At 68.2% G+C, this 24,123-nt stretch carries 27 protein-coding genes; 19 read left to right on the forward strand and 8 right to left on the reverse strand.

Annotated elements, in window-relative coordinates; all coding sequences use genetic code 11:
• The first annotated feature begins 20 nt into the window (after positions 1-20).
• Both fdhD and ACCD06_RS26905 read left to right on the forward strand, forming a co-directional pair.
• Complete coding sequence (gene fdhD, locus ACCD06_RS26900; protein WP_109075154.1) at positions 21-848, forward strand: formate dehydrogenase accessory sulfurtransferase FdhD; 828 nt, start codon at positions 21-23, stop codon at positions 846-848.
• A gap of 24 nt (positions 849-872) precedes the next feature.
• Positions 873-1,100, forward strand: coding sequence for a formate dehydrogenase subunit delta (locus ACCD06_RS26905; protein ID WP_109075155.1), 228 nt, complete (start codon positions 873-875; stop codon positions 1,098-1,100).
• A 16-nt stretch (positions 1,101-1,116) separates the two neighbouring features.
• On the opposite strand, the gene ACCD06_RS26910 is transcribed toward ACCD06_RS26905, so the two are convergent.
• The gene (locus ACCD06_RS26910) at positions 1,117-1,497 is read right to left on the reverse strand and encodes a VOC family protein (RefSeq protein WP_109075156.1); all 381 of its coding nucleotides are present in this window, start codon (positions 1,495-1,497) and stop codon (positions 1,117-1,119) included.
• 7 nt (positions 1,498-1,504) lie between these two features.
• On the reverse strand, positions 1,505-3,007 hold the full coding sequence (locus tag ACCD06_RS26915) for a L,D-transpeptidase family protein (protein WP_413344762.1): 1,503 nt from the start codon (positions 3,005-3,007) through the stop codon (positions 1,505-1,507).
• A 355-nt stretch (positions 3,008-3,362) separates the two neighbouring features.
• Here ACCD06_RS26915 and urtA point away from each other — a divergent pair, with 355 nt between their 5' ends.
• The 7 genes from urtA (at position 3,363) to ACCD06_RS26950 (ending at position 9,947) form a co-directional block, all read left to right on the forward strand.
• The gene (urtA, locus tag ACCD06_RS26920) at positions 3,363-4,673 is read left to right on the forward strand and encodes an urea ABC transporter substrate-binding protein (RefSeq protein WP_413344764.1); all 1,311 of its coding nucleotides are present in this window, start codon (positions 3,363-3,365) and stop codon (positions 4,671-4,673) included.
• A 193-nt stretch (positions 4,674-4,866) separates the two neighbouring features.
• A complete protein-coding gene (gene urtB / locus ACCD06_RS26925) occupies positions 4,867-6,489 on the forward strand; it encodes an urea ABC transporter permease subunit UrtB (protein ID WP_109075159.1) in 1,623 nt (540 codons plus the stop codon).
• A gap of 7 nt (positions 6,490-6,496) precedes the next feature.
• Positions 6,497-7,654, forward strand: a complete 1,158-nt coding sequence (urtC, locus tag ACCD06_RS26930; protein WP_413344827.1) for an urea ABC transporter permease subunit UrtC — start codon at positions 6,497-6,499, stop codon at positions 7,652-7,654.
• 3 nt (positions 7,655-7,657) lie between these two features.
• Positions 7,658-8,404 carry an urea ABC transporter ATP-binding protein UrtD gene (gene urtD, locus ACCD06_RS26935; protein WP_085084212.1) on the forward strand — a complete coding sequence of 249 codons (747 nt, stop codon included), beginning with the start codon at positions 7,658-7,660 and terminating at the stop codon, positions 8,402-8,404.
• 14 nt (positions 8,405-8,418) lie between these two features.
• A complete protein-coding gene (gene urtE / locus ACCD06_RS26940) occupies positions 8,419-9,114 on the forward strand; it encodes an urea ABC transporter ATP-binding subunit UrtE (RefSeq protein ID WP_109075161.1) in 696 nt (231 codons plus the stop codon).
• An 87-nt stretch (positions 9,115-9,201) separates the two neighbouring features.
• On the forward strand, positions 9,202-9,612 hold the full coding sequence (locus ACCD06_RS26945; protein WP_109075162.1) for a hypothetical protein: 411 nt from the start codon (positions 9,202-9,204) through the stop codon (positions 9,610-9,612).
• 182 nt (positions 9,613-9,794) lie between these two features.
• Positions 9,795-9,947, forward strand: a complete 153-nt coding sequence (locus tag ACCD06_RS26950; protein WP_169054982.1) for a hypothetical protein — start codon at positions 9,795-9,797, stop codon at positions 9,945-9,947.
• Between the two features lie 24 nt (positions 9,948-9,971).
• On the opposite strand, the gene ACCD06_RS26955 is transcribed toward ACCD06_RS26950, so the two are convergent.
• The 3 genes from ACCD06_RS26955 to ACCD06_RS26965 form a co-directional block, all read right to left on the reverse strand.
• Positions 9,972-10,853, reverse strand: coding sequence for a 5'-nucleotidase, lipoprotein e(P4) family (locus ACCD06_RS26955; protein ID WP_109075163.1), 882 nt, complete (start codon positions 10,851-10,853; stop codon positions 9,972-9,974).
• Between the two features lie 83 nt (positions 10,854-10,936).
• A complete protein-coding gene (locus ACCD06_RS26960) occupies positions 10,937-11,836 on the reverse strand; it encodes a pyridoxamine 5'-phosphate oxidase family protein (protein WP_413344769.1) in 900 nt (299 codons plus the stop codon).
• A gap of 32 nt (positions 11,837-11,868) precedes the next feature.
• The gene (locus ACCD06_RS26965; RefSeq protein WP_109075165.1) at positions 11,869-12,501 is read right to left on the reverse strand and encodes a glutathione S-transferase family protein; all 633 of its coding nucleotides are present in this window, start codon (positions 12,499-12,501) and stop codon (positions 11,869-11,871) included.
• Positions 12,502-12,612: 111 nt separating this feature from the next.
• Between ACCD06_RS26965 and ACCD06_RS26970 the strand changes: the two genes are divergently transcribed.
• Positions 12,613-13,512, forward strand: a complete 900-nt coding sequence (locus ACCD06_RS26970; RefSeq protein ID WP_109075166.1) for a LysR family transcriptional regulator — start codon at positions 12,613-12,615, stop codon at positions 13,510-13,512.
• Between the two features lie 32 nt (positions 13,513-13,544).
• On the opposite strand, the gene ACCD06_RS26975 is transcribed toward ACCD06_RS26970, so the two are convergent.
• Positions 13,545-14,495 carry a formylglycine-generating enzyme family protein gene (locus ACCD06_RS26975; protein WP_109075186.1) on the reverse strand — a complete coding sequence of 317 codons (951 nt, stop codon included), beginning with the start codon at positions 14,493-14,495 and terminating at the stop codon, positions 13,545-13,547.
• Between the two features lie 251 nt (positions 14,496-14,746).
• On the opposite strand from ACCD06_RS26975, the gene ACCD06_RS26980 reads away from it, so the two are divergent.
• The 8 genes from ACCD06_RS26980 (at position 14,747) to ACCD06_RS27015 (ending at position 20,602) form a co-directional block, all read left to right on the forward strand.
• Entirely contained in the window at positions 14,747-15,268 is a 522-nt protein-coding gene (locus ACCD06_RS26980; protein ID WP_109075167.1) for a ferritin-like domain-containing protein, read from the forward strand.
• A gap of 122 nt (positions 15,269-15,390) precedes the next feature.
• A complete protein-coding gene (locus ACCD06_RS26985; RefSeq protein WP_109075168.1) occupies positions 15,391-16,191 on the forward strand; it encodes a hypothetical protein in 801 nt (266 codons plus the stop codon).
• 75 nt (positions 16,192-16,266) lie between these two features.
• Positions 16,267-16,773, forward strand: a complete 507-nt coding sequence (locus tag ACCD06_RS26990) for a PaaI family thioesterase (protein ID WP_199232001.1) — start codon at positions 16,267-16,269, stop codon at positions 16,771-16,773.
• Positions 16,774-16,955: 182 nt separating this feature from the next.
• On the forward strand, positions 16,956-17,420 hold the full coding sequence (rplM, locus tag ACCD06_RS26995) for a 50S ribosomal protein L13 (RefSeq protein ID WP_109075170.1): 465 nt from the start codon (positions 16,956-16,958) through the stop codon (positions 17,418-17,420).
• A gap of 2 nt (positions 17,421-17,422) precedes the next feature.
• Positions 17,423-17,911: a 30S ribosomal protein S9 gene (gene rpsI, locus ACCD06_RS27000; RefSeq protein ID WP_109075171.1), complete on the forward strand. Its 489-nt coding sequence runs from the start codon at positions 17,423-17,425 to the stop codon at positions 17,909-17,911.
• A 133-nt stretch (positions 17,912-18,044) separates the two neighbouring features.
• Positions 18,045-19,121: an N-acetyl-gamma-glutamyl-phosphate reductase gene (gene argC / locus ACCD06_RS27005; protein ID WP_109075172.1), complete on the forward strand. Its 1,077-nt coding sequence runs from the start codon at positions 18,045-18,047 to the stop codon at positions 19,119-19,121.
• A gap of 177 nt (positions 19,122-19,298) precedes the next feature.
• On the forward strand, positions 19,299-19,835 hold the full coding sequence (locus ACCD06_RS27010; RefSeq protein ID WP_109075173.1) for a gamma carbonic anhydrase family protein: 537 nt from the start codon (positions 19,299-19,301) through the stop codon (positions 19,833-19,835).
• A 170-nt stretch (positions 19,836-20,005) separates the two neighbouring features.
• Positions 20,006-20,602: an OmpA family protein gene (locus ACCD06_RS27015; RefSeq protein WP_109075174.1), complete on the forward strand. Its 597-nt coding sequence runs from the start codon at positions 20,006-20,008 to the stop codon at positions 20,600-20,602.
• Positions 20,603-20,738: 136 nt separating this feature from the next.
• Here ACCD06_RS27015 and ACCD06_RS27020 read toward each other — a convergent pair whose 3' ends face one another.
• A complete protein-coding gene (locus ACCD06_RS27020; RefSeq protein WP_413344775.1) occupies positions 20,739-21,413 on the reverse strand; it encodes a pyridoxamine 5'-phosphate oxidase family protein in 675 nt (224 codons plus the stop codon).
• Between the two features lie 121 nt (positions 21,414-21,534).
• Here ACCD06_RS27020 and ACCD06_RS27025 point away from each other — a divergent pair, with 121 nt between their 5' ends.
• On the forward strand, positions 21,535-23,022 hold the full coding sequence (locus ACCD06_RS27025; protein ID WP_109075176.1) for a PLP-dependent aminotransferase family protein: 1,488 nt from the start codon (positions 21,535-21,537) through the stop codon (positions 23,020-23,022).
• Here the strand turns inward: ACCD06_RS27025 and ACCD06_RS27030 are convergent.
• Positions 23,019-23,948, reverse strand: coding sequence for a glycosyltransferase (locus ACCD06_RS27030; RefSeq protein WP_109075177.1), 930 nt, complete (start codon positions 23,946-23,948; stop codon positions 23,019-23,021). The two genes, ACCD06_RS27025 and ACCD06_RS27030, sit on opposite strands and share 4 nt — an antisense overlap.
• Positions 23,949-24,123 lie beyond the last annotated feature (175 nt).

The following is a 24,123-nucleotide window of genomic DNA, read 5'->3' on the forward strand; positions in this document are numbered from 1 at the left end:
TGGCCTGAGGAGTGGGAAGCATGACCGCGATGCCTTCTGGTTCCATCCGTCCCGACGACAGCCTCATGTGCTCCATTGCCGTCACCGGCACCGGCTTTTCCGCCGGTGTCGGGATGGAGGACGGCGCGGATGTCGAATGGCAGGTGCCGGAGGAAACCGCGGTCGCTTTCGAATACAACGGCCGGTCCCATGCCGTGATGATGGCGACCCCCGCCGATCTGGAAGACTTCGCGCTGGGCTTCAGCCTTGCCGAGGAGATCGTCGGGACCGCCGCTGATATCGAGAAAATCGCCGTGCGGGAAACGCCGCTGGGCTTCGTCGTCAACCTGACGGTCGACCCGCTGCGTCTCCTGCGCGGAAGCCTGCGCAGCCGCTCCATGGAGGGGCGGAGCGGCTGTGGCCTGTGCGGCGTGGACAGTCTTGTCCACGCCGTTCGGGAGCCCCGCAAGATCGAAACCGCGCTGGAGGTCGACCCGGCCGCCGTGGCCGCCGCCTTCCGCGCCCTGCCGGACCATCAGCCGATGAACCGGGCCAACCGATCGGTCCATGCGGCGGCATGGTGCGCGCCCGACGGCAGCATCCGGCTGGCCCGCGAGGATGTCGGCCGCCACAACGCGCTGGACAAGCTGATCGGCGCCATTGCCGGTTCAGGTGCCGACCCGGCCGGCGGCTTCGTGGTGATGACCAGCCGCTGCAGCTTCGAACTGGTGCAGAAGACCGCCGCGGTGGGCATCCCGCTGCTGGCGACCATCTCGGCCCCGACGGCGCTGGCGCTTGAACTGGCGCGCAACGCCAACTTGACCCTGGGCGCGCTGTCGCGCCGCGACACCGTCATCCTGTTCCGCTGATACCAACCCATTCCGGAGACACCGATGAGCCACACGAACCACGCCAAGGATCTGGTCCGGATGGCGAACCAGATCGCCGTCCATTTCGCCACCTACCCCCATGAGGAGGCTGTGACGGAGACGGCGACCCACATCCGCAAATTCTGGGATCCGCGCATGCGCGCCGGCCTGTTCGCCCATGTCCAGTCCGGCGGCGAAGCCGACCTGCACGAGGTCGCGCGCGGCGCGGTGGGGATGCTGCAGGCACGCTGAGGACGGAGCAACGCCTTCAGACGTAATTGGCGATCTCGACCAGATTGTCGTCGGGGTCGCGGAAATAGACGGAACGGATCGGCCCGGTGGCGCCCGTGCGGCTCACCGGGCCTTCCTCTATGGTGATGTCGCGAGCCTTGAGTTCGGCGATCACTTCGTCCAGCGGCGTGTCGGCGATCAGGCAGAAGTCGCCGCTGCCGGCGGTGGGGCGGGCGGCCTTCGGTTCGTACTCCCGCCCGACCTCGTGCAGGTTGATCTTCTGCGCGCCGAAAGACAGGGCGCGGCGGCCGCCGGCGAAGGTGACGACCTCCATCCCCAGCACGTCGCGGTAGAAGGCGCAAGTCGCCTCGATGGAGGCGACCGTCAGCACGAAATGGTCGATCCGGGCGATCCGCATCCCGGCCTCACATGCCGGTCGGTGTCGGCAGCGGCTTGGCCGGAGCAGGGGTGGAGGCGGAGGACAGCGGCGTCGGCGCATGGGCGGTCGGGACCGGCAGCGGCGCCGGCTTCGACAGCGGACGCGGCGTCGAGGCCGGCGTCACCGGATTTGCCGCCGCCGGATTTGCCGACATGGCCGGAGCCGCCGAACCCGATTGGCCGGACGGAGTCGCCAGCGTGGGCGGATCCTCGTAGATGTCCGGGTGGACGCGCACCACGCCGGCGGTGTCGACCGACGCATTCCAGTAGACGAAGCGCACGGGGATGGCGTTCGGCAGCCGGATCGTCTTGGTCTCCCCGGTGTCGAGCTGCTGGCTGATGACGGCCGGCGTCACCTTGGCCGCACCCAGCAGCGTTTCCGCCATCATCCGGGCATCCTCCAGCCGTACGCAGCCGGAGCTGGCGGCGCGCAGGTCGCGGCTGAACAGCCTGGGGTCGTTGGTGCCGTGCAGGAAGATGCCGTCGCCGTTGGTCAGGTTGAAGCGGAAGCGGCCCAGCGCGTTGTCGTCGCCCGGCTTCTGGACGATGCGCACGCGGCCGGGATCGACCGACCACCAGTTGACCGACTGCGTGTTGACCACCTCCGATCCGTCCAGATAGACGGCGGCGTTCTTGATGCCGGTGGTGCCCTTCTTGCGCAGGGCCGGCAGCTTGTCCTCGCTCAGCACCGTCGGCGGGACGGTCCAGGTCGGGTTGATGGTGACGCTGGTGATCTTGTCCTGCAGCAGCGGCGTCTTGCGCGACGGCCGGCCGACCACCGCCCGCATGGTGAAGGCGGGGCGGCCATGTTCGATGAGGGTGACGGACTGGCCGGGCAGGTTGACCAGCACCGTGGTGTCGGGGATGGAGGCCTGCTGCGCCCGCATCGCCGCGGCGGCGCGGCGCAGCAGCGCCACCGTCTGCGCCGGGGTGCGGTCCAGCGCCTGGCGCGTCACCTCGCCCACCTTGCCGTCAGGCTGCAGCCCCTCGGCGAGCTGGAAGGCGCGCACGGCAGCCTCGACATCGTCGTTGAAGCTGTCGGTCCATTTGTCGGCGGGCAGATAGCCCAGCTCGATCAGGCGGCGGGAAATCCGGCCGACGCGGTCGGCCAGCGGCGAGCGCACGGAGATCACCACCGGCGGCGCCGGCTCGACCGGGGCTAGTCCTGGCAGGGTGGGGGCCTGCGCCTGCACCTCGGCGGGGGGCACGTCCATCGCCGGGGCGACGCCCTCGATCATGCCGCCGTCGCCCAGCTTCACCACCGCGCCATAGCCGATGCGGGTGGCAGGCGCCTTGGGCGCGTTCTGAATTTCCTGCGCGCGCTGGTCCAGCGCCGCGGCCCAGCCCGCGACCAGCGGCGGCTTGGCGGCGTACGCCGCCTCCTTCGCCGCTGCGGCCAGCGCCGGACCGCTCAGGACGACGCCGACCAGCCCGCCGACCAGGCAGAAGGCGGCGGAGCGGCGGGAGATCGGGCGGCGGAGATCATGCATGGCGATGGGACCGGAACGTGAACGGAAAGGATCGAGCGTTGTATCCTTCGATGAGCCTTCCACAATCCGCAAGCGACATTTGGTGTCGGCAGCTCTGCTGTTCACACTGTTGCTCCCTTGCATCGCCGTCCCACTCGCCGGCGGCTGTCTCCGTTACACGCGCTCATCCAGCAGTTGGACGCTGAGGCGGCGGTTTTATTCCGAACCTTCGCCGGTGGTACGGCAATGGAGGCGCTGGCGTGGCCGTATGTGTCATTTGACGTAGATACCGCCTTTCGCATGCGCGGTAGCTTTTCCCCCGACGATGTGGCGAAGCCCCGGAGCAACCGGGGCGCCAATGGAAGGGGGCAACTTCATGCGGACCAAGCAACTGACGTCCAGCTTCGGGATCAGCGCGCTGGCCGGTCTGGCCATGGGCGCGATGGCGTCCTTCGCGATGCCGGCCCAGGCGGCGGACGACACCATCAAGGTGGGCATCCTGCATTCCCTGTCCGGCACGATGGCGATCAGCGAGACGACGTTGAAGGACGTCATGCTGATGCTGATCGACGAGCAGAACAAGAAGGGCGGCCTGCTGGGCAAGAAGCTGGAGCCGGTGGTGGTCGATCCGGCCTCCAACTGGCCGCTGTTCGCCGAGAAGGCGCGCGAGCTGATCAGCAAGGACAAGGTGTCGGCCGTGTTCGGCTGCTGGACCTCGGTCAGCCGCAAGTCGGTGCTGCCGGTGTTCGAGGAGCTGAACAACATCCTCTTCTACCCGGTCCAGTATGAGGGCGAGGAGTCCTCCCGCAACGTCTTCTACACCGGCGCCGCCCCGAACCAGCAGGCGATCCCGGCCGTCGACTACCTGATGCAGAAGGAAAAGGTCCAGCGCTGGGTGCTGGCCGGCACCGACTACGTCTATCCGCGCACGACCAACAAGATCCTCGAAGCCTACCTGAAGGGCAAGGGCGTCAAGCCCGAGGACATCATGATCAACTACACGCCGTTCGGTCATTCCGACTGGCAGTCGATCGTGGCGGACATCAAGAAGTTCGGGTCGGCCGGCAAGAAGACCGCCGTCGTCTCCACCATCAACGGCGACGCCAACGTTCCCTTCTACAAGGAGCTGGGCAACCAGGGCGTGAAGGCGCAGGACATTCCGGTCGTCGCCTTCTCGGTCGGCGAGGAAGAGCTGGCCGGCATCGACACCAAGCCGCTGCTCGGCCATCTGGCCGCCTGGAACTACTTCCAGTCGGTCGAGACCCCGGCCAACAGCGACTTCATCAAGGCGTGGAAGGCCTACACCAAGAACGACAAGCGCGTCACCAACGACCCGATGGAAGCCCACTATATCGGCTTCAACATGTGGGTGAAGGCGGTCGAGGCGGCCGGCACCACCGAGCCGGACAAGGTCATCGACGCCATGGTCGGCGTGTCGGTCCCCAACCTGACCGGCGGCTATTCGGCGATGCTGCCGAACCACCACATCACCAAGCCGGTCCTGATCGGCGAAGTGCAGGAGAACGGCCAGTTCGACGTCGTCTCCAAGACCTCGGGCCTCGTCCCGGGCGACGAGTGGTCGGACTATCTGCCGGACAGCAAGGACCTGATCGCCGATTGGCGCAAGCCGATGTCCTGCGGCAACTTCAACGTGAAGACCGGCAAGTGCGGCGGCAAGGGGTCGTGAGGGTAGCGTTCGCTGACTTGATCGTCTGAGTGGTCGCGACGCTTGCCCCCTCCCTAACCCTCCCCGCTCTCGGCCGACCCAAGGTCGGTCCGATGCGGAGGAGGGGATCTCTCCCTCCCCTGCGAAGCGGGGGAGGGTCGGGGTGGGGGCAAGCGTCGCACGTCTGTAAGCCCCCCGCACCGAAGGACCCGCGATGCGACGCGCTCTCCGCTGGCTGATGGCCGTCTGTGTGGTGGTCGCCACATCGACCGCCGCCTATGCCGCCGATCTCCGCCCGCTTGTCCAGGCCCTGGGCAGCGGCGGCTATTCCGGAACCGAAAAGGCCCTGGCGCAACTGTCGGAGGCCGGCGACCCGGCCGCCGTGCCGGTGATCGAGGCGCTGCAGGCCGGCGACCTCTATGTGCGCAAGGCCGATGGGACCGTGGTCGTCGCCCGCAAGGCCGGCGACGCCTTCACCCTGACCGACCCGCTGACCCGTGCCGCGCTGGGCGATGCGCCGGCCGCCGCGGTCGAGAAGATCCGCATCAACAATTCGCTGCGCCGCGCCATCAGCGCTTCGCTGGGCGCCCTCACCCTGATGAGCCCCGATGCCGGCGTCCGCCGCTCCGCCGCCGATGCGGTGTTCAAGAGCCGCGACGCCGCTGCGCTGGAGACGCTGAATGCCGCCATCGCCAAGGAGCAGGACAAGGGCGTGCGCGCCGCCATGGAGCAGGCACGCGCCGCCATCCTGCTGACCGGCGAGGCCGCGTCGAAGATGAGCGATGCCGAAATCCAGTCGGCGACCGACACGCTGGCCGCCCGCGGCGACCGCGACGCGCTGGTGCTGCTGAACATGGTCGCCGGTTCCGGCGCGTCCGACGTCACCAAGCGCTCGGCCGCCGCCGCCGTCTCCACCCTGGAACAGAAGCTGGCCTTCTGGGCCGCCTTGCAGAATCTCTGGTACGGGCTGTCGCTGGGGTCGGTGCTGCTGCTGGCCGCCATCGGCCTCGCCGTCACCTTCGGCGTGATGGGTGTCATCAACATGGCCCATGGCGAGATGGTGATGATCGGCGCCTACACCACCTTCCTGGTGCAGGAGTTCTTCCGCGCCCATGCCCCCGGCCTGTTCGACCTGTCGATCCTGGTGGCGCTGCCCGCCGCCTTCATCGTGTCGGGCGGCGTCGGCATCATCATCGAGCGCAGCGTGATCCGCTGGCTCTACGGTCGTCCCTTGGAAACGCTGCTCGCCACCTGGGGCCTGTCTCTCGCGCTCCAACAGGCGGTGCGCTCCATCTTCGGCCCGACCAACCGCGAGGTGGGGGCGCCGAGCTGGATGTCCGGCGCCTTCGAACTGGGCGGCCTGACCATCACCTATGGCCGGCTGTGGATCGTCATCTTCGCCTTCACCGTCTTCGCCGCGCTGCTGGTGGCGCTGAAGCGCACCTGGTTCGGCCTGTCGATCCGCGCGGTGACGCAGAACCGGCCGATGGCCAACGCCATGGGCATCCGCACCGCGCGGGTGGACGCGCTGACCTTCGGTCTCGGCTCCGGCATCGCCGGTCTGGCCGGGGTGGCCCTGAGCCAGATCGACAATGTCAGCCCGAACCTCGGCCAGGGCTACATCATCGACAGCTTCATGGTCGTGGTGTTCGGCGGAGTGGGCAACCTTTGGGGCACGCTGGTCGGCGCGCTGACGCTGGGGTCCATCAACAAGTTCCTGGAGCCTTACGCCGGTGCGGTGCTGGGCAAGATCCTGGTGCTGATCTTCATCATCCTGTTCATCCAACGGCGTCCGCGCGGCCTGTTCGCGCTGAAGGGCCGCGCGGTGGAGGCCTGATCCGATGCTGCTGCGCTTTTTCCTGATGGGGCTGGACCGCAAGGCTGGGATCGTCCTGACGATCCTGGCATTCCTGGCGGTGGCGGTCCCGGTGATGACGCTGTGGGTGCCGGCGGACTCGCCCTTCCACCTGTCGGTCTTCACCGTCTCGCTGCTGGGCAAATACCTGTGCTTCGCGCTGCTGGCGCTGGCGCTGGACCTTGTCTGGGGCTATTGCGGCATCCTGTCGCTCGGCCATGCCGCCTTCTTCGCGCTCGGCGGCTATGCCATGGGCATGTACCTGATGCGGCAGATCGGCCCGCGTGGAGTCTACGGCAACCCGGTCCTGCCCGACTTCATGGTCTTCCTGAACTGGAAGGAGCTGCCCTGGTACTGGCTCGGCTTCGACCAGTTCTGGTTCGCCGCGATCATGGTGCTGGTGGTGCCGGGCGCGTTGGCCTTCGCCTTCGGCTGGTTCGCCTTCCGCAGCCGCGTCACCGGCGTCTACCTGTCGATCATCACCCAGGCGCTGACCTTCGCCCTGCTGCTGGCCTTCTTCCGCAACGACATGGGCTTCGGCGGCAACAACGGCCTGACCGACTTCAAGGACATCCTCGGTTACGACATCCAGGCCGACACCACCCGCGTCGCGCTGTTCGTGGCGACCGTCGCTGCGCTCGCGCTCTCCTACATGATCGCGTCGGGCGTCATCGGGTCGAAGCTGGGCAAGGTGCTGGTGGCGCTGCGCGACGCCGAAAGCCGCGTCCGCTTCATGGGCTACGACACCGAAAGCTACAAGCTGTTCGCCTGGACCCTGTCGGCCTGCATGGCCGGCGTCGCGGGCGCCCTCTACGTCCCGCAGGTCGGCATCATCAACCCGTCGGAATTCGCCCCGGCCAGCTCGATCGAGGCGGTGATCTGGGTCGCGGTCGGCGGACGCGGCACGCTGGCCGGCGGCATCCTCGGCGCGGTGCTGGTCAACATGGGCAAGAGCTACTTCACCGGCGCGCTGCCGGAGCTGTGGCTGTTCGCGCTCGGCGGCCTGTTCGTGGCGGTCACCCTGTTCCTGCCCAAGGGCCTGCTGGGGCTGGGCGCGCAGTTGAAGGCCAAGCTGCCCGGCCGCAAGACCCCCGCCCTCCCCAACGCCCAAACCGCAAACCAGACCGCTGGCCAAAAGGGGGCCTGACCCATGAGCGCGGAATCGACCCTTCTCTATCTCGACGGCGTGTCGGTCAGCTTCGACGGCTTCAAGGCGCTGAACAGCCTGTCACTGGTGATGATGCCCGGCGAGATGCGGGCGATCATCGGCCCCAACGGCGCCGGCAAGACGACGATGATGGACGTCATCACCGGCAAGACCCGCCCCGACACCGGCACCATCCTGTTCGAGGGCGACACCGACCTGACCCGCCTGCGCGAGGCGGCGATCGCCAATCTCGGCATCGGCCGCAAGTTCCAGCGTCCGACGGTGTTCGAGCCGCACACGGTGTGGGACAACCTTGAACTGGCGTTGAAGGCGCCGCGCCGGCCGCTGAAGACGCTGACCTACGCCATCAGCCGCGACGACCGCAGCCGGATTGAGGAAATCCTCGACATCACGCGCCTGTCGGCCCTGCGCAACCGTCAGGCCGGCAGCCTGTCGCATGGGCAGAAGCAGTGGCTGGAGATCGGCATGCTGCTGGCGCAGGACCCCAAGCTTCTGCTGGTCGACGAGCCGGTTGCCGGCATGACCGACGCCGAAACCGAACAGACGGCGGAACTGCTGTGCAGCATCGCCGGCAAGCATTCGGTGATCGTGGTGGAGCATGACATGAGCTTCGTCCGTGCGCTCGGCGTCAAGGTGACGGTGCTGGCCGAAGGCTCCGTCCTGGCCGAAGGCTCGCTGGACGCGGTGAGTTCGAATCAACAGGTCATCGACACCTATCTCGGCCGCTGACCGGAGATCCCAAGATGCTGGACGTTCGCTCCCTCGATCTGCATTACGGCGCCGCCCAGGCCCTGCGCAGCGTTTCCATGAAGGCCGAAATCGGCAAGGTCACGTGCTTGGTCGGCCGCAACGGCGTCGGCAAGTCCAGCCTGCTGCGCGCCATCGTCGGGCTGAAGCCGGTGTCCGGCGGCTCCATCGGCTGGGACGGCGCCGACGTGACCAAGATGGCGCCGGCCGACCGGGCGCGCCGCGGCATCGCCTATGTGCCGCAGGGGCGCGAGATCTTCCCGCTGTTGACGGTGCGGGAAAATCTGCTTACCGGCTACGCCCCGCTGCCGCGCTCGCAACGCTCGATTCCCGACGAGGTGTTCGAGCTGTTCCCGGTGCTGAAATCCATGCTGGAGCGCCGCGGCGGCGACCTGTCGGGCGGACAGCAGCAGCAGCTCGCCATCGGCCGCGCCCTGGTGACCCGCCCGCGCCTGCTGGTGCTGGACGAGCCGACCGAGGGCATCCAGCCCTCCATCATCAAGGACATCGGCCGCGCCATCTCCTATCTGCGCGACAAGGGCACCATGGCGATCCTGCTCGTGGAGCAGTATTTCGACTTTGCCCGCGACCTTGCCGACGATTGGGTGGTGATGGAACGCGGCGAGGTGATGCTGTCCGGCCCGCGCAGCGGCCTCGACGAGCAGGAGGTTCGCAAATACCTGACGGTGTGATGCCTGCGGAATAACCGCGCCTCCAGGTGCGTCCTTCATCCATCGGGTCCGTCGTCCGGCGGGCCGGTTTTGGGGAGGAACCGCAGAATGACGTCCGCACTCCGTGTCACCGCCGCCGCCATCGGCCTGGGAGCCGTCCTGTTCGGCGCGCCCGCCTTCGTTCAGGACGCCTTCGCCCAGGACAAGGAACCGGCCATGACGGGCAAGACCGCGATGGGTCCCGTCCTGACCGACGCGAAGGGCATGACGCTCTACGTCTTCGACAAGGACAGCGCCGGCAAGTCGGCCTGCAATGGGCCTTGCGCAACCAACTGGCCGCCGCTGATGGCTCCCGCCTCCGCCAAGCCGATGGGCAAATACACGGTGGTCACCCGCGACGACGGCAGCCACCAATGGGCCTATAACGGCAAGCCGCTCTACACCTGGGCCAAGGACATGAAGCCCGGCGACGCCACGGGTGACGGCGTGAACAATGTCTGGCATGTGGCGAAGCCGTAAGACCCCGTCCCGCGGTGTCGTGGTGGTCAATCCGCCCCACGGCGCCGCGCTCTTTTGAGGTATTCCTAGCCTGTCGAGGTAATGCGCAAACGCCGACTTCGCAGGCGGCGCTCTTTAATGGTCGTTAAGGATCGAAACCGCAAGATGTCCTCACCGTCATCTTGCTCATGGAGCAGCAGGCCATGTCGATCTACAACGCCGCCTCGTTCGAAGCCACCCCCTCCGCCGAACCGAAGGTCCGCAAGATGCAGGGTCTGCCGCGACTGGCGGTGTGGGCGGTGATGATCGGCACGCCGTGGGTGGTGATCGTGCAGGCGGTGCGCCTGATCTTTTAAATCTGGCGCACCACCGTCACACCCTTACTGGGTTGGCGCCACCCAGGGTTCCAGCGCGCCGATCTTCTTGGCCCGCTTTTCGTCCGCCGACAGTTTGAAATTATGCCCATAGGGCGCGCTCTCGAACGAGCCGTATCCGGGATTGGCCAGCATCAGCCAGTCGCGCCCGAAATGCTCCTTCACCGTCTCATAGGCCTTCATCCGCTCCGCCTCGCTGCCGTTGGCGGAATCGGTGAAGTCGTTGAAATTGTCGCCGAACAGCAGGACGATCCGGTAATCCTTGGCAATGGCGGCGCGGCGTGCGCTCTTCGCCGAACCCCACTCCTGCTTTTCCTTCGACATCAGGAAGGTATCGACGTTCCCGCCCATCGGGAAGCCCAGCGCCTGCGCGTTGCGGCGGGTCGGCTCCTCCTGGTCGGCGCTGCGGTTGGTGACGTAGAAGACCTTGACGCCCTTCGACTCGGCATATTGGGTGAACTCCACCGCACCCGGCACCGCCGTCGCCTTCTCCGCCTTCACCCAGGCGTCCCAGGTCTTGGGCGAGAAGTCGGTGCCGCTGGTCACCAGACCGGTCTGATAGGCGGAGTTGTCCATCGCCGTCTCGTCCAGGTCCAGCACCACGGCCGGCGGCAGCTCCTGGTAATTGCCGGTCTGCTCGGTCGCCGCGGTCCAGTTCTTGTCGGCCAGCGCCTTGTCCAGCTGGACCTTGCCCAGCGCATAGACCGCCAGCGCGTTGGCCTTGTATTCGACCGACCGCTGCATCCACAGCTCGGCGTTCAGCAGGTCGCTCTGAGGCACCGAGCCTTGAGGCGCCGGATCAGCCGCCAGGGCGGGCCCGGCGAGAAGGGATAGGACAACCGCACCGGACAGCAGCGACCAGCGCCCGGAACAGGCGGAATTGCGCATCGACACACCCATCCATCAAGTGTCATGGAACCGTCATCGAAGCACAGATCCGGACGCTTGGCGACGGTTGCGTGACCCATGCGTCACGGTACCCCGATACGCTCCCCCGGTTCCTTCCAACGTAGCGGGATCGCCGCCTTCCGCCGCCATCCGCGCTCCACCTGCAGGCTCCAGCTGCGCTGGGCATTGGGCAGGGCAGGGTCGGGTTCCCAATCGATGCCGACCGCCCCGGTCAGGTGCAGCACGTCGCCGCTGGCGGGTTCGACCAGCAGCAACCCGGCGCGCGGGTTCAACAGCATGTTGCCCAGCGTGTTGAAATAGCGGTTGCCGGAATAGTCGGGCACGATCAGCCGGTCGCCGTCGATCCGGATGAAACCCGCCGGCCCGCCCCGGTGCGACACGTCCAGCCGGCCGTCACGCCCCGCCGACGAGGCGGAGGCGACGAAGGCGGTGTCGGCCGCACCGATCAGCCGCCGGGCCTCGCCGTCCAGTCCGGCCAACGCTTCCACGGCTCCGGCGGGGGAGGGGGCTTCATCCTCCGCCCGGCGAACATGGATGTATTGCGGGCAGTTGCCGAAGCTCTCCTCCACCGCCATGGCGAAGGCCAGCCCGTCGCGGGCCGCCACCCGGCCGTTCACCCGGTTGCGTCGCCGGGTGGCGAGGTCGATGCCCAGCGCCGCCACCGGTTCCCCCACCGCCGGTCCGGCCGGCCAGGGCTGCCACGCGCCATGGTCGGGCCGCACCCACAGCGTCTGCGGGTCGGCGGCGGAGACGAAGCCGGGGGCGCCGGTCAGCACGCCGGCCGCCGGGTCGCCGGCCTCGTCACGCGCGGCGACCAGCAGCCAGGGCAGCAGCGGAAAGAACTGCTGATGCTGAGGGATCAGCCGGTCGCGGATCGGCGCCGACGGCACGCGGAACCCGGCCCGCGCCTGCGCCTCCCGCTCGCCGGGATGGAAGGGGTCGGGGATGCGGTCCTGGTCCATGGCCGTGCTCCTACGTTTGCAGTGGCGGGCGTTCAGGCGGATTGCGGAATCGCGCTCTGCGGCATCGGGATCAGCGCCGGGATCGCCTCCACCCGCTCCAGCCAGCGGCGGATCGCCGGATAGGGATCGAGCGGGATGTGGCCTTCCGGCGCGCGGGCGACATAGGCGTAGCAGGCGATGTCGGCGATGGTCGGCCGTTCCGCCGCCAGCCAGTCGCGGCTTGCCAGATGACCGTCCATGAAGCGCAGGACGCGCCCGGCGACCGCCTGCGCGTCGGTCAGCGAAGCGGCTCCGCCCCACAGCGTCAGGATGCGCGCCAGGGCCGGCCCGAAGCGCAAATCGCCGGCGGCGATCGACAGCCAGCGCTGCACCCGCGCCGCGTCCTCCGGCGCCTTCGGATTCCACAGGCCGGAAGCGTCATAGCGGTCGGCGAGATAGACCAGGATGGCGACGGAGTCCGGCAGGACGAGGTCGCCGTCGACCAGCACCGGAATTTGTCCGAATGGGTTCAGGGCGAGGAAGCTTTCCGACCGCCGCAGCTCGGCGCCGGCCTCGACATAGCGGTAGGGCAGGCCGAGGATGTTCAGAAAGGCTTCCACCCGATGGCTGTGCCCCGACAGCGGCGTGCCGTAGAGCGTGATTGCGGGCTCGGTGGTGGTGCTCATCGGACGGTTCCCCTGGATGACTGTTTCGCGGATGCCCACAGCCAACCACTTGCGCGCGTCGGCAGGAATGCGCTTTCATCAAAAGGGACTCTTTCAGAATTCGGAAGAATTGTGGACCGGCTGGACGAACTGACGATCTTCGTGGCGATCCTGGAGGCCGGCAGCCTCGCCGGCGCGGCGAAGCGGCTGCGGCGGTCGGCGCCCGCGGTCACCCGCGCGCTGTCGGGACTGGAGGAGCGGCTGGGCCTGCGGCTGATCGAGCGGACCACCCGCAACCTCGCACCCACCGACGCCGGCCGGCGGCTGGCCGAGCAGGCGCGCCGGCTTCTCGCCGACTATGACGAGGCGCTGGCCGCCACCGGCACCGACCGGCCGCTGCGCGGGCGGCTGCGTGTCACCGCGCCGGTGATGTTCGGGCGCAAGCATGTGACGCCGCTGGTCCTCGACTTCATGCGGGCCTTTCCCGACCTCCGGGTCGAACTGGTGCTGTCCGACGGCAACCTCGACCTGATCGAGGAGGAGCTGGACGTCGCGATCCGCATCGGCCCCTTGCCCGATTCCGGCCTCGTCGCCCGGCGGGTGGGGCAGGTCGGGCGCTATCTGGTCGCCGGCCCCACCTATCTGGCGCGGCGCGGCACTCCGTCGGCGCCGGAGGATCTGGCCGGCCACGACATCATCCTGTCGACCGCCCGGCCGCGGCCGCCCGACTGGCGCTTTCTGGTCGACGGGCGGGAGCGGGTGGTCCGGGTCACCCCGCGGCTGTCGGTCAGCCACATCGAGCCGGCGCTGCTTGCCGCCCGCGACGGGCATGGCATCGCCCGGCCGCTGTCCTATCAGGTGGCCGACGATCTCGCCGCCGGCACGCTGGTGCGCCTGATGCCGCACACCGAGCCGGCGCCGCTGCCCGTCCATGTCGTGGTGCCGACGGCGCGGCTGATGCCGGGCCGGGTTCGTGCCTTCCTCGACCATGCGGTGGAGGGGCTGTCGGCGCTGGCGGTTCTGCGTGGCTGATTCTGCTTGGCCGAAGGGGCCGTAGCGGGGCCTCAGGGATCGCGGGCGACGCGGATGCCGTAGGCGGCATAGCCGATCTCCGCCCCGTCAATCCGGCGGACCGCCGACCGGACATAGCGCGGATTGCTGTGCCACGATCCGCCCCGCATCACCCGTTGCGGGCATGTCCCGCCGCCATCCGCCGCGCAGTCCTCCACCCACTGCCAGACATTGCCGAGCATGTCGTAGAGGCCGAAGCCGTTGGGCCGATAGCTGCCGACCGGCGCGGTGAACAGGGCGCCGTCGCGGCAGTTCGCGACCTCCCAGTCGGTGAAGCGGTCCTTGGCGCTCAGGTCGGCCTCGTTCGCCGCATCGCACCCCTTGGCCGGATCGTCGCCCCACCAGCGGGCGGTCCGGGTGCCGGCGCGGGCCGCATATTCCCACTCCGCCTCCGTCGGCAGGCGGTAGGGCTTGCCGGTCCGCCGGCTGAGCCAGTCCACATAGGCCTTGGCGTCGTACCAGCTGATGCAGACCACCGGGTCCCGGTTCGTCTGGTCGAAGCCCGGCCGGCGCCAGGAGAAATGCCAGCGCGGCAGCAGCTCCGTCTCGCCGGCATAGCCGCGGCAGATCGTCCGCGGCTTGTAACCGCTGTCCTGGATGAACCGGGCATATTCGCCGCGGGTCACCGGGTATTTGCCGATGGCGACGGGGTGCCGGATCGACACCGGCCGTTGCAGCGGCTCGTCGGGAAAGCGCTCCTGTTCCGATTCGGGCGAGCCCTGGAGAAAGCTGCCGGGGGGAAGGGCCACAAGGACCGGGGCGTCGGGATGGTCCCAGATCTCGCGGGCCGGGTTGGCCGCCTGCCAGACCTGGAAGGCCGCCAGCCGTTCGGCGCGCCAGCCGGTCAGGTCCTCCGGCTCCGCCCGGCGCCAGCCGGCGAGAGCGGCCAGCACGAGGATGAGGACGACCACCGCGCCCACGGAGCCGGGCAGGGTGACTGGCATGGCGGGGATGCCTCTTGCGGGGGCGCCTTTGGCGGGGATGCGGATCATGCCCAGCATTTCCCCGCGATCCCTTGCGTCCGGCAACCGCGCGTCCGTGTCCCGGTCGTGGCACTTCCCCGCCGGTGCCGGACACGGGTGGCCGAAGCTCTGCCCTTTTGAATTATGGCGGAAGCGGTAAGCGTCGAAGACGGTGTCCCGCTGTTGGTGCGGGCAGACGTTCAACGGAGCGTTGATACCACAGGAGCACACACATGGCCGCCTATCCCGCGGATCTCACGCGCGCGCTGTTCGTCACCGGCCTGCGCAACGCCCATGCGGTGGAACAGCAGGCGCTGGCCCTGATGGACCGCCAGCTGGACCGCCTCGTGAATTATCCGGAAGTCTCGGACCACCTGCGCATGCACCGTGGCGAGACCGAATCTCAGATCACCCGCATCGAGCAGATCCTGGACCAGTTGCAGGAAAGCCATTCCGGGCTGAAGGACACCGCCCTGTCGATCATGGGCAATCTCGCCGCGCTCGGCCATACCTTCGCCGAGGACGAGATCCTCAAGAACTCCTTCGCCAACTACGCCTTCGAGAATTTCGAGGTGGCGAGCTACCGCTCGCTGCTGACCGTGGCGGAGGCCGGCAACTTCGCCTTCGCCACGCCGCTGCTGCAGACCTCGCTGCGCGAGGAGGAGGCAATGGCCACCTGGGTGATCGAGAATGTGCCGAAGCTGACACTGAAATACCTGTCGCTGAAGGCCAGCAACCAGACCGCCGGCCGCTGACGCCGGGCGGCCATCGCTGCACTGCAACGCAGCCTTCCGGCCGTGTCCGGATTTTGCCCGGTGACGAGCCGGGGGGCTTTGCCGTAAGAAACTCGGCGGGTTTCAAAACGGATGGCTACCCCGTGCTCCGATCGGTCTCCTTCTGCCTGTTCATCGCCGCGGCCGGCGGTCTTGCGGGCTGCACCTCCGACTATTCCCCCAACACCTACGCCTCCAATGCGGTCCAGCAGGCCAACAAGGTGGAGCCGGGCGTCGTCGTCGGATTCCGTCAGGTGGCGATCAGCGCCAACGGCACGGTCGGCGCGGTCAGCGGCGGGGCGGCCGGCGGCATCCTGGGTGCGCAGGTGGGGACGGGCGGCATGAACGCCGCGCTGGGCACCGTCGGCGGCACGGCGATCGGCGGCCTGCTGGGCACGGCGATGGAGCACATCGCCGGCGACACCACCGGCTGGGAATACATCGTCCGCAAGTCGAACGGCGATCTGCTGTCGCTGACCCAGAAGGAGCCGCAGCCGCTGCCGATCGGCCAGAAGGTTCTGGTCATCACCGGCAGTCAGGCCCGCATCGTCCCCGACTATTCCACCCCGGCCGATCCCGCGCCCGCCAAGGCTGATTCGCCCAAGGCTGATTCGCCCAAGGCGGACGCCCCCAGGCCCGATGCGCCGAAATCGGAGACGCCGAAATCGGACATCAAGGCGGTCCCGCTCGCCCCGCCCGCCGAACCGGTCGCGCCGGCGGCACCCGCTCCGGCGGAGCAGTCCGCCGCCGAACCGGCTCCGCCCGCCACTGGCGGCGGCCCGATCCGCCTGACCGCCCCCACCGACACCGCACCCACCGCACCCACCGCACCCGCGGCGGCTCCGGAACCCGCAAGCCCGACCCCGCCAGAGCCGCCCCGCGCAGAGCCGAAGCCGGCCGAATAGCGGCACCATACTTGTCCGAATGGCCGGGATGGCGCACAGTCCGGAGGTCCAACCGAGATCACCGGCCGAGGGTCCATGTCCGCCGTCGATACCGCACAAAGCGCCGCCCCCGTCTCCGCTCCCGCCATGACGAAGGAAGAGCTGGAGGAACTGATCCGCGAGGGGGTTCCCCTGGTCGGGAATTTCGGCATCGTCGTGGAAAGCCTGAGCGCCGGGACGATTCGCCTGCGCCTGCCCTACAAGGACGATTTCGTCCGTCCCGGCGGCACCGTCACCGGCCCGGCGATGTTCGGACTGGCCGACGTGGCGCTCTATGGCGCGGTGCTGAGCCTGATCGGCCGGGTCGAGCTGGCGGTGACCACCAGCATGACCATCAACTTCCTGCGCCGCCCGCCGCCCGTCGCCATCATCGCCGAGGCGCGCGTCCTGAAGCTGGGCAAGCGGCTGGCCTATGGCGAGATCCTGCTGTTCTCCGAAGGCGATCCAGAGCCGGTCGCCCATGTCACCGGAACCTACTCCATCCCGCCGCACGCCCCCGTCACCGTTGCGGTATCTCATTACCGCATGGATGGGGCGTCATAAAAAATCGTTTAAGATCAATGGGTTTGCCTGCGCGGTATCTTATTACCGCGTTTGCAAACCATTGAAAGGAAACAGAAATTTTTCCGTTGACAGAGGCCTGCTCCGGCCCGTAGAAAGCCGTCCGCTTCGGCGCCCCGGAATCGGCGGCCTGCCGATCCGTATTCGAAGAAACGAGTGTGGCGATGAAGACCTTCAATCTGAAGCCGACCGAAATCGAGAAGAAGTGGTACGTCGTTGACGCCGACGGCCTCGTTCTCGGGCGGCTTGCCAGCATCCTGGCGAACATCCTGCGTGGCAAGAACAAGCCGACCTACACCCCCCACATGGATTGCGGCGACAACATCGTCGTGATCAATGCGGAGAAGGTGAAGCTGACCGGCAACAAGCGCGACGCCGACATCTTCTACTGGCACACCGGCTATCCGGGTGGGATCAAGGGCCGCTCCAAGGGCCAGATCCTGGACGGCAAGTATCCGGAGCGCGTGATCGAGAAGGCCGTGGAGCGCATGGTTCCGCGCGGTCCGCTCGGCCGCCAGCAGATGACCCATCTCAAGGTCTACAAGGGCGCCACGCATCCGCACGATGCGCAGCAGCCGGTCGCCCTCGATATCGGCGCCCTGAACCCGAAGAATAAGCGGAGCGCGTAACAATGGCTCAGGTCACCACCACCCTCTCCAGCTTGAAGGAACTGACGGGCGCCGCCGCCACCGCGACCGTCACCGAAGAGCTGGCCGCTCCGAAGCTGGACGCCCAGGGCCGCGCCTATGCCACCGGCAAGCGCAAGGACGCCGTCGCCCGCGTGTGGATCAAGCCGGGCTCCGGCAAGGTCACCGTGAACGGCCGCGACCAGTCGGTCTATTTCGCCCGTCCGGTTCTGCGCATGATGATCGCCCAGCCGTTCGGCGTGACCGAGCGTTCTGAGCAGTTCGACGTGGTCGCCACCGTCGCCGGCGGCGGTCTGTCGGGCCAGGCCGGTGCCGTCCGTCACGGCATCTCCAAGGCGCTGACCTACTTCGAGCCGGCCCTGCGCCCGCCGTTGAAGGCCGCCGGCTTCCTGACCCGCGACGCCCGTACGGTCGAGCGTAAGAAGTACGGCCGCGCCAAGGCCCGCCGCAGCTTCCAGTTCTCGAAGCGCTAATCCCTACACGGGCCTGCTGCTTTACGGTACAAGCGAGGGGCGTCCCGAAAGGGGCGCCCCTTTCTTTTTGCCCTCACCGTCACGCCTACCCAAACCTCAACGTTCCTCCCGTCAAGCGAAGGACATCGGTTCCATGGCCTCCATCAGCATTCCGGGCACCACTCCCGGCGGTTCGAAAATCCGCGTCGGCATCCTGGGCGCTTCCGGTTACACCGGCGCCGAACTGGTGCGCATGCTGCTGCGCCACCCGAACGTGGAGATCGCCGCGCTGACCGCCGAACGACAGGCCGGCAAGCCGATGGCGGAGGTGTTCCCGCATCTGGGCGGCTATGGCCTGCCCGATCTGGTGAAGATCGAAGAGCTGAAGTGGGACAACCTGGACTTCATCTTCTGCGCCCTGCCGCACGGCACCACGCAGGAGGTTGTCGCCGGCCTGCCCAGCGGCCTGAAGGTGGTCGACCTGTCCGCCGATTTCCGCCTGAGCGACCCGGCCGAATACGCCACCTGGTACGGGCATGAGCACCGTGCCGTCGGCCTGCAGAAGGAGGTCGCCTACGGCCTGACCGAGTTCAACCGCCAGGGCGTGCGCAAGGCGCGGGTGGTGGCGAATCCGGGCTGCTACCCGACCTGCTCGCTGCTGCCGCTGCTGCCGCTGCTGATGGAGAACCAGATCGAGCCGGGCGGCATCATCATCGACGCCAAGTCCGGCGTGTCCGGGGCCGGCCGCGACGCCAAGCAGGCCAACCTCTTCACCGAGGTGTCGGAAGGCTTCAACGCCTATGGCGTCGGCCACCACCGCCACATGCCCGAGATCGAGCAGGAGCTGCGGCTGGCCGCCGGCCGTCCGGTCACCGTCTCCTTCACCCCGCATCTGGTGCCGATGAACCGCGGCATGATGGCGACCATCTACGTCCGCATGGCCGACGGCGTCACCGCCGACGACCTGCGCGCGACGCTGGCCGCCCGCTATGCCGACGAGCCCTTCGTCGGCGTGACCCCGGCCGGCGTGGTGCCGGCGACGCGCCATGTCCGCGCCTCCAACCACAACCTGATCGGCGTGGTCGCCGACCGCACCCCGCGCGGCGCCATCATCGTGTCGGTGATCGACAATCTGGTGAAGGGCGCGTCGGGTCAGGCGATCCAGAACATGAACGTCATGATGGGGCTGGGCGAGACGACCGGCATCGATCAGGCGCCGCTTTTCCCGTAATCGGGTACCGCGGCAGGATGGGGCGGGGGCTGTGACAGCGTTGTGGCCCCCTGTCCGCACTGTTGCACAGAGGCACCAATCGGGATTTGCTTTGGCCTGTCAATGCGAAATCAGGTGGTGCCTTAAGCCTTACGGTGCTTCAATCCCGCCCGTCATGCACGACTTCGGTACGACCTGATGACCGGCCTTGTTCGCGCCTTCAACGGCATCCTGCCCACCGTCGACCCGACTGCGTTCATCGCGGAAACGGCGGCGGTGATCGGTGATGTCGTGATCGGGGCGAACAGCAGCATCTGGTACGGCTGCACCGTGCGTGGAGACGTCAACGAGGTCCGAATCGGCGCTCGCACCAACATTCAGGACGGCACCGTGATCCACGTGGCCTCTGAAGGGCAGGGCACCTACATCGGCGACGACATCACCGTCGGCCATATGGCGTTGCTGCACGCCTGCACGCTGGAAGACGGCTGCTTCATCGGCATGAAGGCCTGCATCCTGGATGGGGCCTATGTCGAGTCGCGGGCGATGGTCGCGGCCGGTGCTCTGGTGACGCCCGGAAAGCGGGTGACGTCCGGATTCTTGTGGGCCGGCAGCCCTGCTAGACCGGTTCGCGAGCTGACGGAGCGCGATCTCGCGGTTTTTCCGGTTCTCAGCCACCGTTACACGGATTTGGCGGAAACCTACCGGAAAAGCTGCTATGGAAGTGGAGCATAGGTCCAAGAACGGGTACGGTTCGGCCAATCGGCTGGGGTGTCGGAACACCACCGCGCACCACATGTTGGGAAGGTCGCTGCCGCGCTTGAACTCGGGCGGATGCTTCGATTGATAGGTTCATCCCCCGCAGGCACTCTGATGGGGAAGGGTTCTGGAAGGGAGTGAAGACAATGAAGACTATTGTTCGCGCGGGTCTGGCTGCCATCCCGGCCGCCATCGTCGCTTTCGGTCTGTCGGCGGCCGCCAATGCCCAGGACGCGAGCCTGGTCGGCAAGGGCACCGAGTGGTGCAACCCGGTCATCGGCTGGGGCAACGTCGCCGCCCGCACCGCTGACGGCGGCTATGTCATCCATCAGGGCAGCTATCCGTGCCCGCCGGCCGCCGCTGCTCCGGCTCCGGCCGCCGTCGCCGCGGTCCAGAGCGAATATCTGGTGTTCTTCGACTGGGATAAGTCGAACATCACCCCGGCCGCCGATCGCGTGATCGGTGACGCGGTGTCGGCCATCCTGAAGAACGGTGGCGCCAAGATCAACGTCGTCGGCCACACCGATACCTCGGGGTCGCCGGCTTACAACCAGAAGCTGTCGGTGCGTCGTGCCGACGCGGTCAAGAAGGCCCTGGTCGCCAAGGGCATCCCGGCCGCCAACATCACGACCCAGGGCAAGGGCGAGAGCCAACTGCTGGTTCAGACCGGTCCGAACGTCCGCGAGCCGTCCAACCGTCGTGCGCAGATCCTGCCGCGCCTGCTGAACGCTCCGTCGTCCTAAGGACGGTTGGCAGGGGGCCGTTCCGGGGGTATCGGACCGGCCTTCCCGCCAGCGGGAGAAACCGCAAGAAAAAGGCCGCGCCGGGCTTCCCGGTCGCGGCCTTTTTCTGTTTCAGACTGCTGTCAGCCCCCGATTATCACCCCTTGATCTGGGCAGGGTCCTGTTCCGGTTCGCCGACGGTCAGCCGCAAGGGCACCACGCCCGCCCACACCGGGTGGTCCATATCCTCCGGATCGTCGCCGGGCGGGCCGGAGCGGCGCTTGGCCGACGCCTCGGCGATGGGGAAGGCCAGCACGGATGTGGCCTTCAGCTCCTGCGCATTGGGCGCCCGCACCTTGGCGCTGCGGCCGGGTTCGATCTTCTCCATCAGCGCGTCGAGTGCCGCGCGCTTTTCAGTCTCCTCCGCCACCAGCCGCGGCCGGCCGAACAGCATGACCGAGCGGTAGTTGACGGAGTGATGGAAGGCCGAGCGCGCCAGCACCCAACCGTCGATCAGCGACAGCGTGATGCAGGCCTCGCCCCCCTCCTGCAGCCGCCGGATCATCCGGCTGGAGGACGCGCCGTGGATCATCAGCTCGTCCCCCACCCGCCAGGGAACCGTCGGGATCACCATGGGGGACGGAGCGCCCTGGCCCTTGATGGCGTCGTCGACGAAGCCGACGTGGCAGATCGGCGCCTCGTCGATGATGGAATGGATCAGGGCGACGTCATGGCTGCCGCGGTCGCCCAGCCGCACCGGACGGGTGCGCGGGGTCTGGGCCAAGGCGGCGGGAGAATCGGCCGCAGGGGACTCGGTGAGAAGGCTGGTCATGGTCGTGCTCAAGGCCGGAACTGTTGCGATGGCCCAGAATGGCCGGCAGAATGGCTCCTTCGAAAGGTCCGGAATGTCGATTCCATAGGTACCAATTTACTATCCTCCTGAAAGGCTCGCCATGGCCCGCTCGGCACGTCCGGTTCTGTCCAGCCTCGGGCCGGTGGCGCTCGACCGCGACGGGGCGGAGCCGCTGCACCGCCAGCTCTACCGCGCGCTGCGTCAGGCGGTGTTGGATGGCCGGCTGCGTCCGGGCGAGCGCCTGCCGCCCAGCCGGGCGCTCGCCACCGAGTGGGGGCTGTCGCGCAACACGGTGGTCACCGCCTACGACACGCTGCTGGCGGAGGGCTATGTCAGCGGCCGGGTGGGGGCCGGCACCTTCGTTGCCCCCTCGCTTCCCGATGCGGCGCCCGGCGGCGTTCCGGCCCGCGACGAGGCCCGGCGCGGCGTCGGCCTGTCCGCCCGCGGCCGGGCGCTGGCCGAGGCGCCGGCCATCGCCCGCGACCGGGTGGGGCGGCCCTTCGCGCTCGGCACGCCGGACCTCGGTGCCTTTCCCGTCGAGCTGTGGGCGCAGCTGCTCGGCCGCTGCTGGCGCCACGGCGGACGGACGCTGGCGACGGATCCGGACCCGCTCGGCTACGCCCCGCTGCGGGCGGAGATCGCTGCCTATCTGCGAGCGGTCCGCGCCGTGCGCTGCGAGGCGGAGCAGGTGGTCATCGTTTCCGGCGCGCAGCAGGGCTTGGCGCTGATGGCGCAACTGCTTCTCGACCCCGGAGACGAGGCCTGGGTGGAGGAGCCCGGCTGGCCCGGCAACCGCGCCGCCCTGCTGGGGGCCGGGGCGCGGCTGGTCCCGGTGCCGGTGGACGGCGAGGGCATCGACGTCGCCGCCGGCATGGCCCGTGGGTCCGGCGCCCGGCTGGCTCTGGTCACCCCCTCCCACCAATTCCCCCTGGGCGTGACCATGAGCCTGGCGCGGCGCCTGCGCCTGCTCGACTGGGCGGCGGCCCGCGACGCCTGGATCGTCGAGGATGATTACGACAGCGAGTTCCGCTATGCCGGTCCGCCGCTGGCCGCCCTCCAGGGTCTGGACGGCGCCGGCCGCGTCATCTATGTCGGCAGCTTCAGCAAGGTGATGTTCCCGGCGCTGCGGCTCGGCTATGTCGTGGTTCCGCCCGATCTGGTCGATCCGGTGCGCGCCGCGCGCCGCCATTTCGACGGCGGGACCAGCGTGGTGCCGCAGGCGGCGCTGCACCGCTTCCTGGCCGACGGCCATTTCGCCTCGCACCTGCGGGCCATGCGCTCCCTCTACGCCGCCAAGCGCGCCGCCATCCTGGCGTCGATCGCCGACGCCTTCGCCGGCTTCGCCAGCGCCGAGGCGGGGGAAGCCGGCATGCATGTCCTGCTCCGCCTGCCGCCCGACTGCCCCGACCATCTCCTGGCCGAGCGCGCCGCCCGCATCGGCCTGACCGCGCCGCCGCTGTCCAGCTACCACCGTTCCGACGCCGGGACCGCCGGCAACGGCCTCCTCCTCGGCTTCGCCGCCCACGACCCGGCGACGCTCGACCGCGCGGTGCGCGATCTGGCGCGGCTGGCGTTGCCGAACCGCTAGACCGCCTCCGCCACCCGCTCCACCGCCGGCACTTCCCAGGCCGGATAGCGCAGGCTCAGCTGGTGCGTGCGGTCCTGCATGTCCAGCACCGGGCGCAGCACCGACGGGTCGGCGCGCATGGCGTCCTCGCCGGCCATGTGGACGATGCCCAGGCGGCGATTGGGCAGGTAATACTCCACCAACTCCCGCCGCTCCGGGTCGAAGCGCCAGGGTCCGATATAGTTGCACCATTCCGGCAGAAGCTCGACCGGCAGCCCGTCCAGATAGATCGCCCCCGCCATCGCCAACTGGTCGGAGGTGAACAGCCGGCCCTTGCGCAGCACCCGCTTCTGCCAGCGCTGGAAGGCCTCCCAATGCGGCGCGTCGGACTTCAGCGCATAGGCGCCGGCATTCAAGGTCGGGCGGGTCGCCAGCGCCCGGCATTCCGCCGTGGTCAGTCCGGCGCGGCTGGAGTTCTTGTACAGGATCGACCGCACCCGGGCGAAGGGCCCAAACAACCAAGCGAGCCGCAACTCCGTCTCCGAAAAGCGGCCGAATTGGGCGACGATGGCGAAGCGGTTCAGCGCCGCCCCCCGCCGCAGCATCTCCACCGCCTCCCAATCCTGCACCCAGGCGTCGGCGTCGATCCAGATCACCGTGTCGTAGCCGGGGAAATATGTCGGCAGGTGCAGTTTGGCGAGGTTGGCCTTCAAATGGATGCGGTTGCGCAGCTTGTGCGCCGGAATGCTGACCGGCCAGGGCGGCGTCACCACCGCGGCCCCCTGCGCCTTCAACTCCAGGATCTGCCCGTCCGTCAGGCCCGCGTCGATCACGCCGATGGGGCAGTCTGCCGCCGGCTTCAACGCCCGCAGCGACGCGATCAGCTCGCTGATCAACGGATGATAGCGGCTGTCGCCGCCGGTGACGACGATGAAGGAGCCCAGCATGATTTATCCGATACGCCATAGGCGTAAAGTTGTGCGTAGAGCCACCCTGCCTGGATAACCCTTCGGCGTCAATCGATGTCCAGTTTGGATTGCTACGCTTTCGAACGGTTGCCCGGAACCTCCGGCCGGCCCCTTCTGAACGCGGTACGCCCAGGTTCTCGCCGTCCTGCCTATC

This window comes from Azospirillum sp. CT11-132 (assembly GCF_047302835.1).
Taxonomy (GTDB): Bacteria; Pseudomonadota; Alphaproteobacteria; order Azospirillales; family Azospirillaceae; genus Azospirillum.

Coding starts and splice junctions, on each gene's coding strand:
- fdhD (WP_109075154.1), top strand. CDS start 21: ATGACCGCGATGCCTTCTGGTTCCATCCGTCCCGACGACAGCCTCATG.
- ACCD06_RS26905 (WP_109075155.1), top strand. CDS start 873: ATGAGCCACACGAACCACGCCAAGGATCTGGTCCGGATGGCGAACCAG.
- ACCD06_RS26910 (WP_109075156.1), bottom strand. CDS start 1,497: ATGCGGATCGCCCGGATCGACCATTTCGTGCTGACGGTCGCCTCCATC.
- ACCD06_RS26915 (WP_413344762.1), bottom strand. CDS start 3,007: ATGCATGATCTCCGCCGCCCGATCTCCCGCCGCTCCGCCGCCTTCTGC.
- urtA (WP_413344764.1), top strand. CDS start 3,363: ATGCGGACCAAGCAACTGACGTCCAGCTTCGGGATCAGCGCGCTGGCC.
- urtB (WP_109075159.1), top strand. CDS start 4,867: ATGCGACGCGCTCTCCGCTGGCTGATGGCCGTCTGTGTGGTGGTCGCC.
- urtD (WP_085084212.1), top strand. CDS start 7,658: ATGAGCGCGGAATCGACCCTTCTCTATCTCGACGGCGTGTCGGTCAGC.
- urtE (WP_109075161.1), top strand. CDS start 8,419: ATGCTGGACGTTCGCTCCCTCGATCTGCATTACGGCGCCGCCCAGGCC.
- ACCD06_RS26945 (WP_109075162.1), top strand. CDS start 9,202: ATGACGTCCGCACTCCGTGTCACCGCCGCCGCCATCGGCCTGGGAGCC.
- ACCD06_RS26950 (WP_169054982.1), top strand. CDS start 9,795: ATGTCGATCTACAACGCCGCCTCGTTCGAAGCCACCCCCTCCGCCGAA.
- ACCD06_RS26955 (WP_109075163.1), bottom strand. CDS start 10,853: ATGCGCAATTCCGCCTGTTCCGGGCGCTGGTCGCTGCTGTCCGGTGCG.
- ACCD06_RS26960 (WP_413344769.1), bottom strand. CDS start 11,836: ATGGACCAGGACCGCATCCCCGACCCCTTCCATCCCGGCGAGCGGGAG.
- ACCD06_RS26965 (WP_109075165.1), bottom strand. CDS start 12,501: ATGAGCACCACCACCGAGCCCGCAATCACGCTCTACGGCACGCCGCTG.
- ACCD06_RS26975 (WP_109075186.1), bottom strand. CDS start 14,495: ATGCCAGTCACCCTGCCCGGCTCCGTGGGCGCGGTGGTCGTCCTCATC.
- ACCD06_RS26980 (WP_109075167.1), top strand. CDS start 14,747: ATGGCCGCCTATCCCGCGGATCTCACGCGCGCGCTGTTCGTCACCGGC.
- ACCD06_RS26990 (WP_199232001.1), top strand. CDS start 16,267: ATGTCCGCCGTCGATACCGCACAAAGCGCCGCCCCCGTCTCCGCTCCC.
- rplM (WP_109075170.1), top strand. CDS start 16,956: ATGAAGACCTTCAATCTGAAGCCGACCGAAATCGAGAAGAAGTGGTAC.
- rpsI (WP_109075171.1), top strand. CDS start 17,423: ATGGCTCAGGTCACCACCACCCTCTCCAGCTTGAAGGAACTGACGGGC.
- argC (WP_109075172.1), top strand. CDS start 18,045: ATGGCCTCCATCAGCATTCCGGGCACCACTCCCGGCGGTTCGAAAATC.
- ACCD06_RS27010 (WP_109075173.1), top strand. CDS start 19,299: ATGACCGGCCTTGTTCGCGCCTTCAACGGCATCCTGCCCACCGTCGAC.
- ACCD06_RS27015 (WP_109075174.1), top strand. CDS start 20,006: ATGAAGACTATTGTTCGCGCGGGTCTGGCTGCCATCCCGGCCGCCATC.
- ACCD06_RS27020 (WP_413344775.1), bottom strand. CDS start 21,413: ATGACCAGCCTTCTCACCGAGTCCCCTGCGGCCGATTCTCCCGCCGCC.
- ACCD06_RS27025 (WP_109075176.1), top strand. CDS start 21,535: ATGGCCCGCTCGGCACGTCCGGTTCTGTCCAGCCTCGGGCCGGTGGCG.
- ACCD06_RS27030 (WP_109075177.1), bottom strand. CDS start 23,948: ATGCTGGGCTCCTTCATCGTCGTCACCGGCGGCGACAGCCGCTATCAT.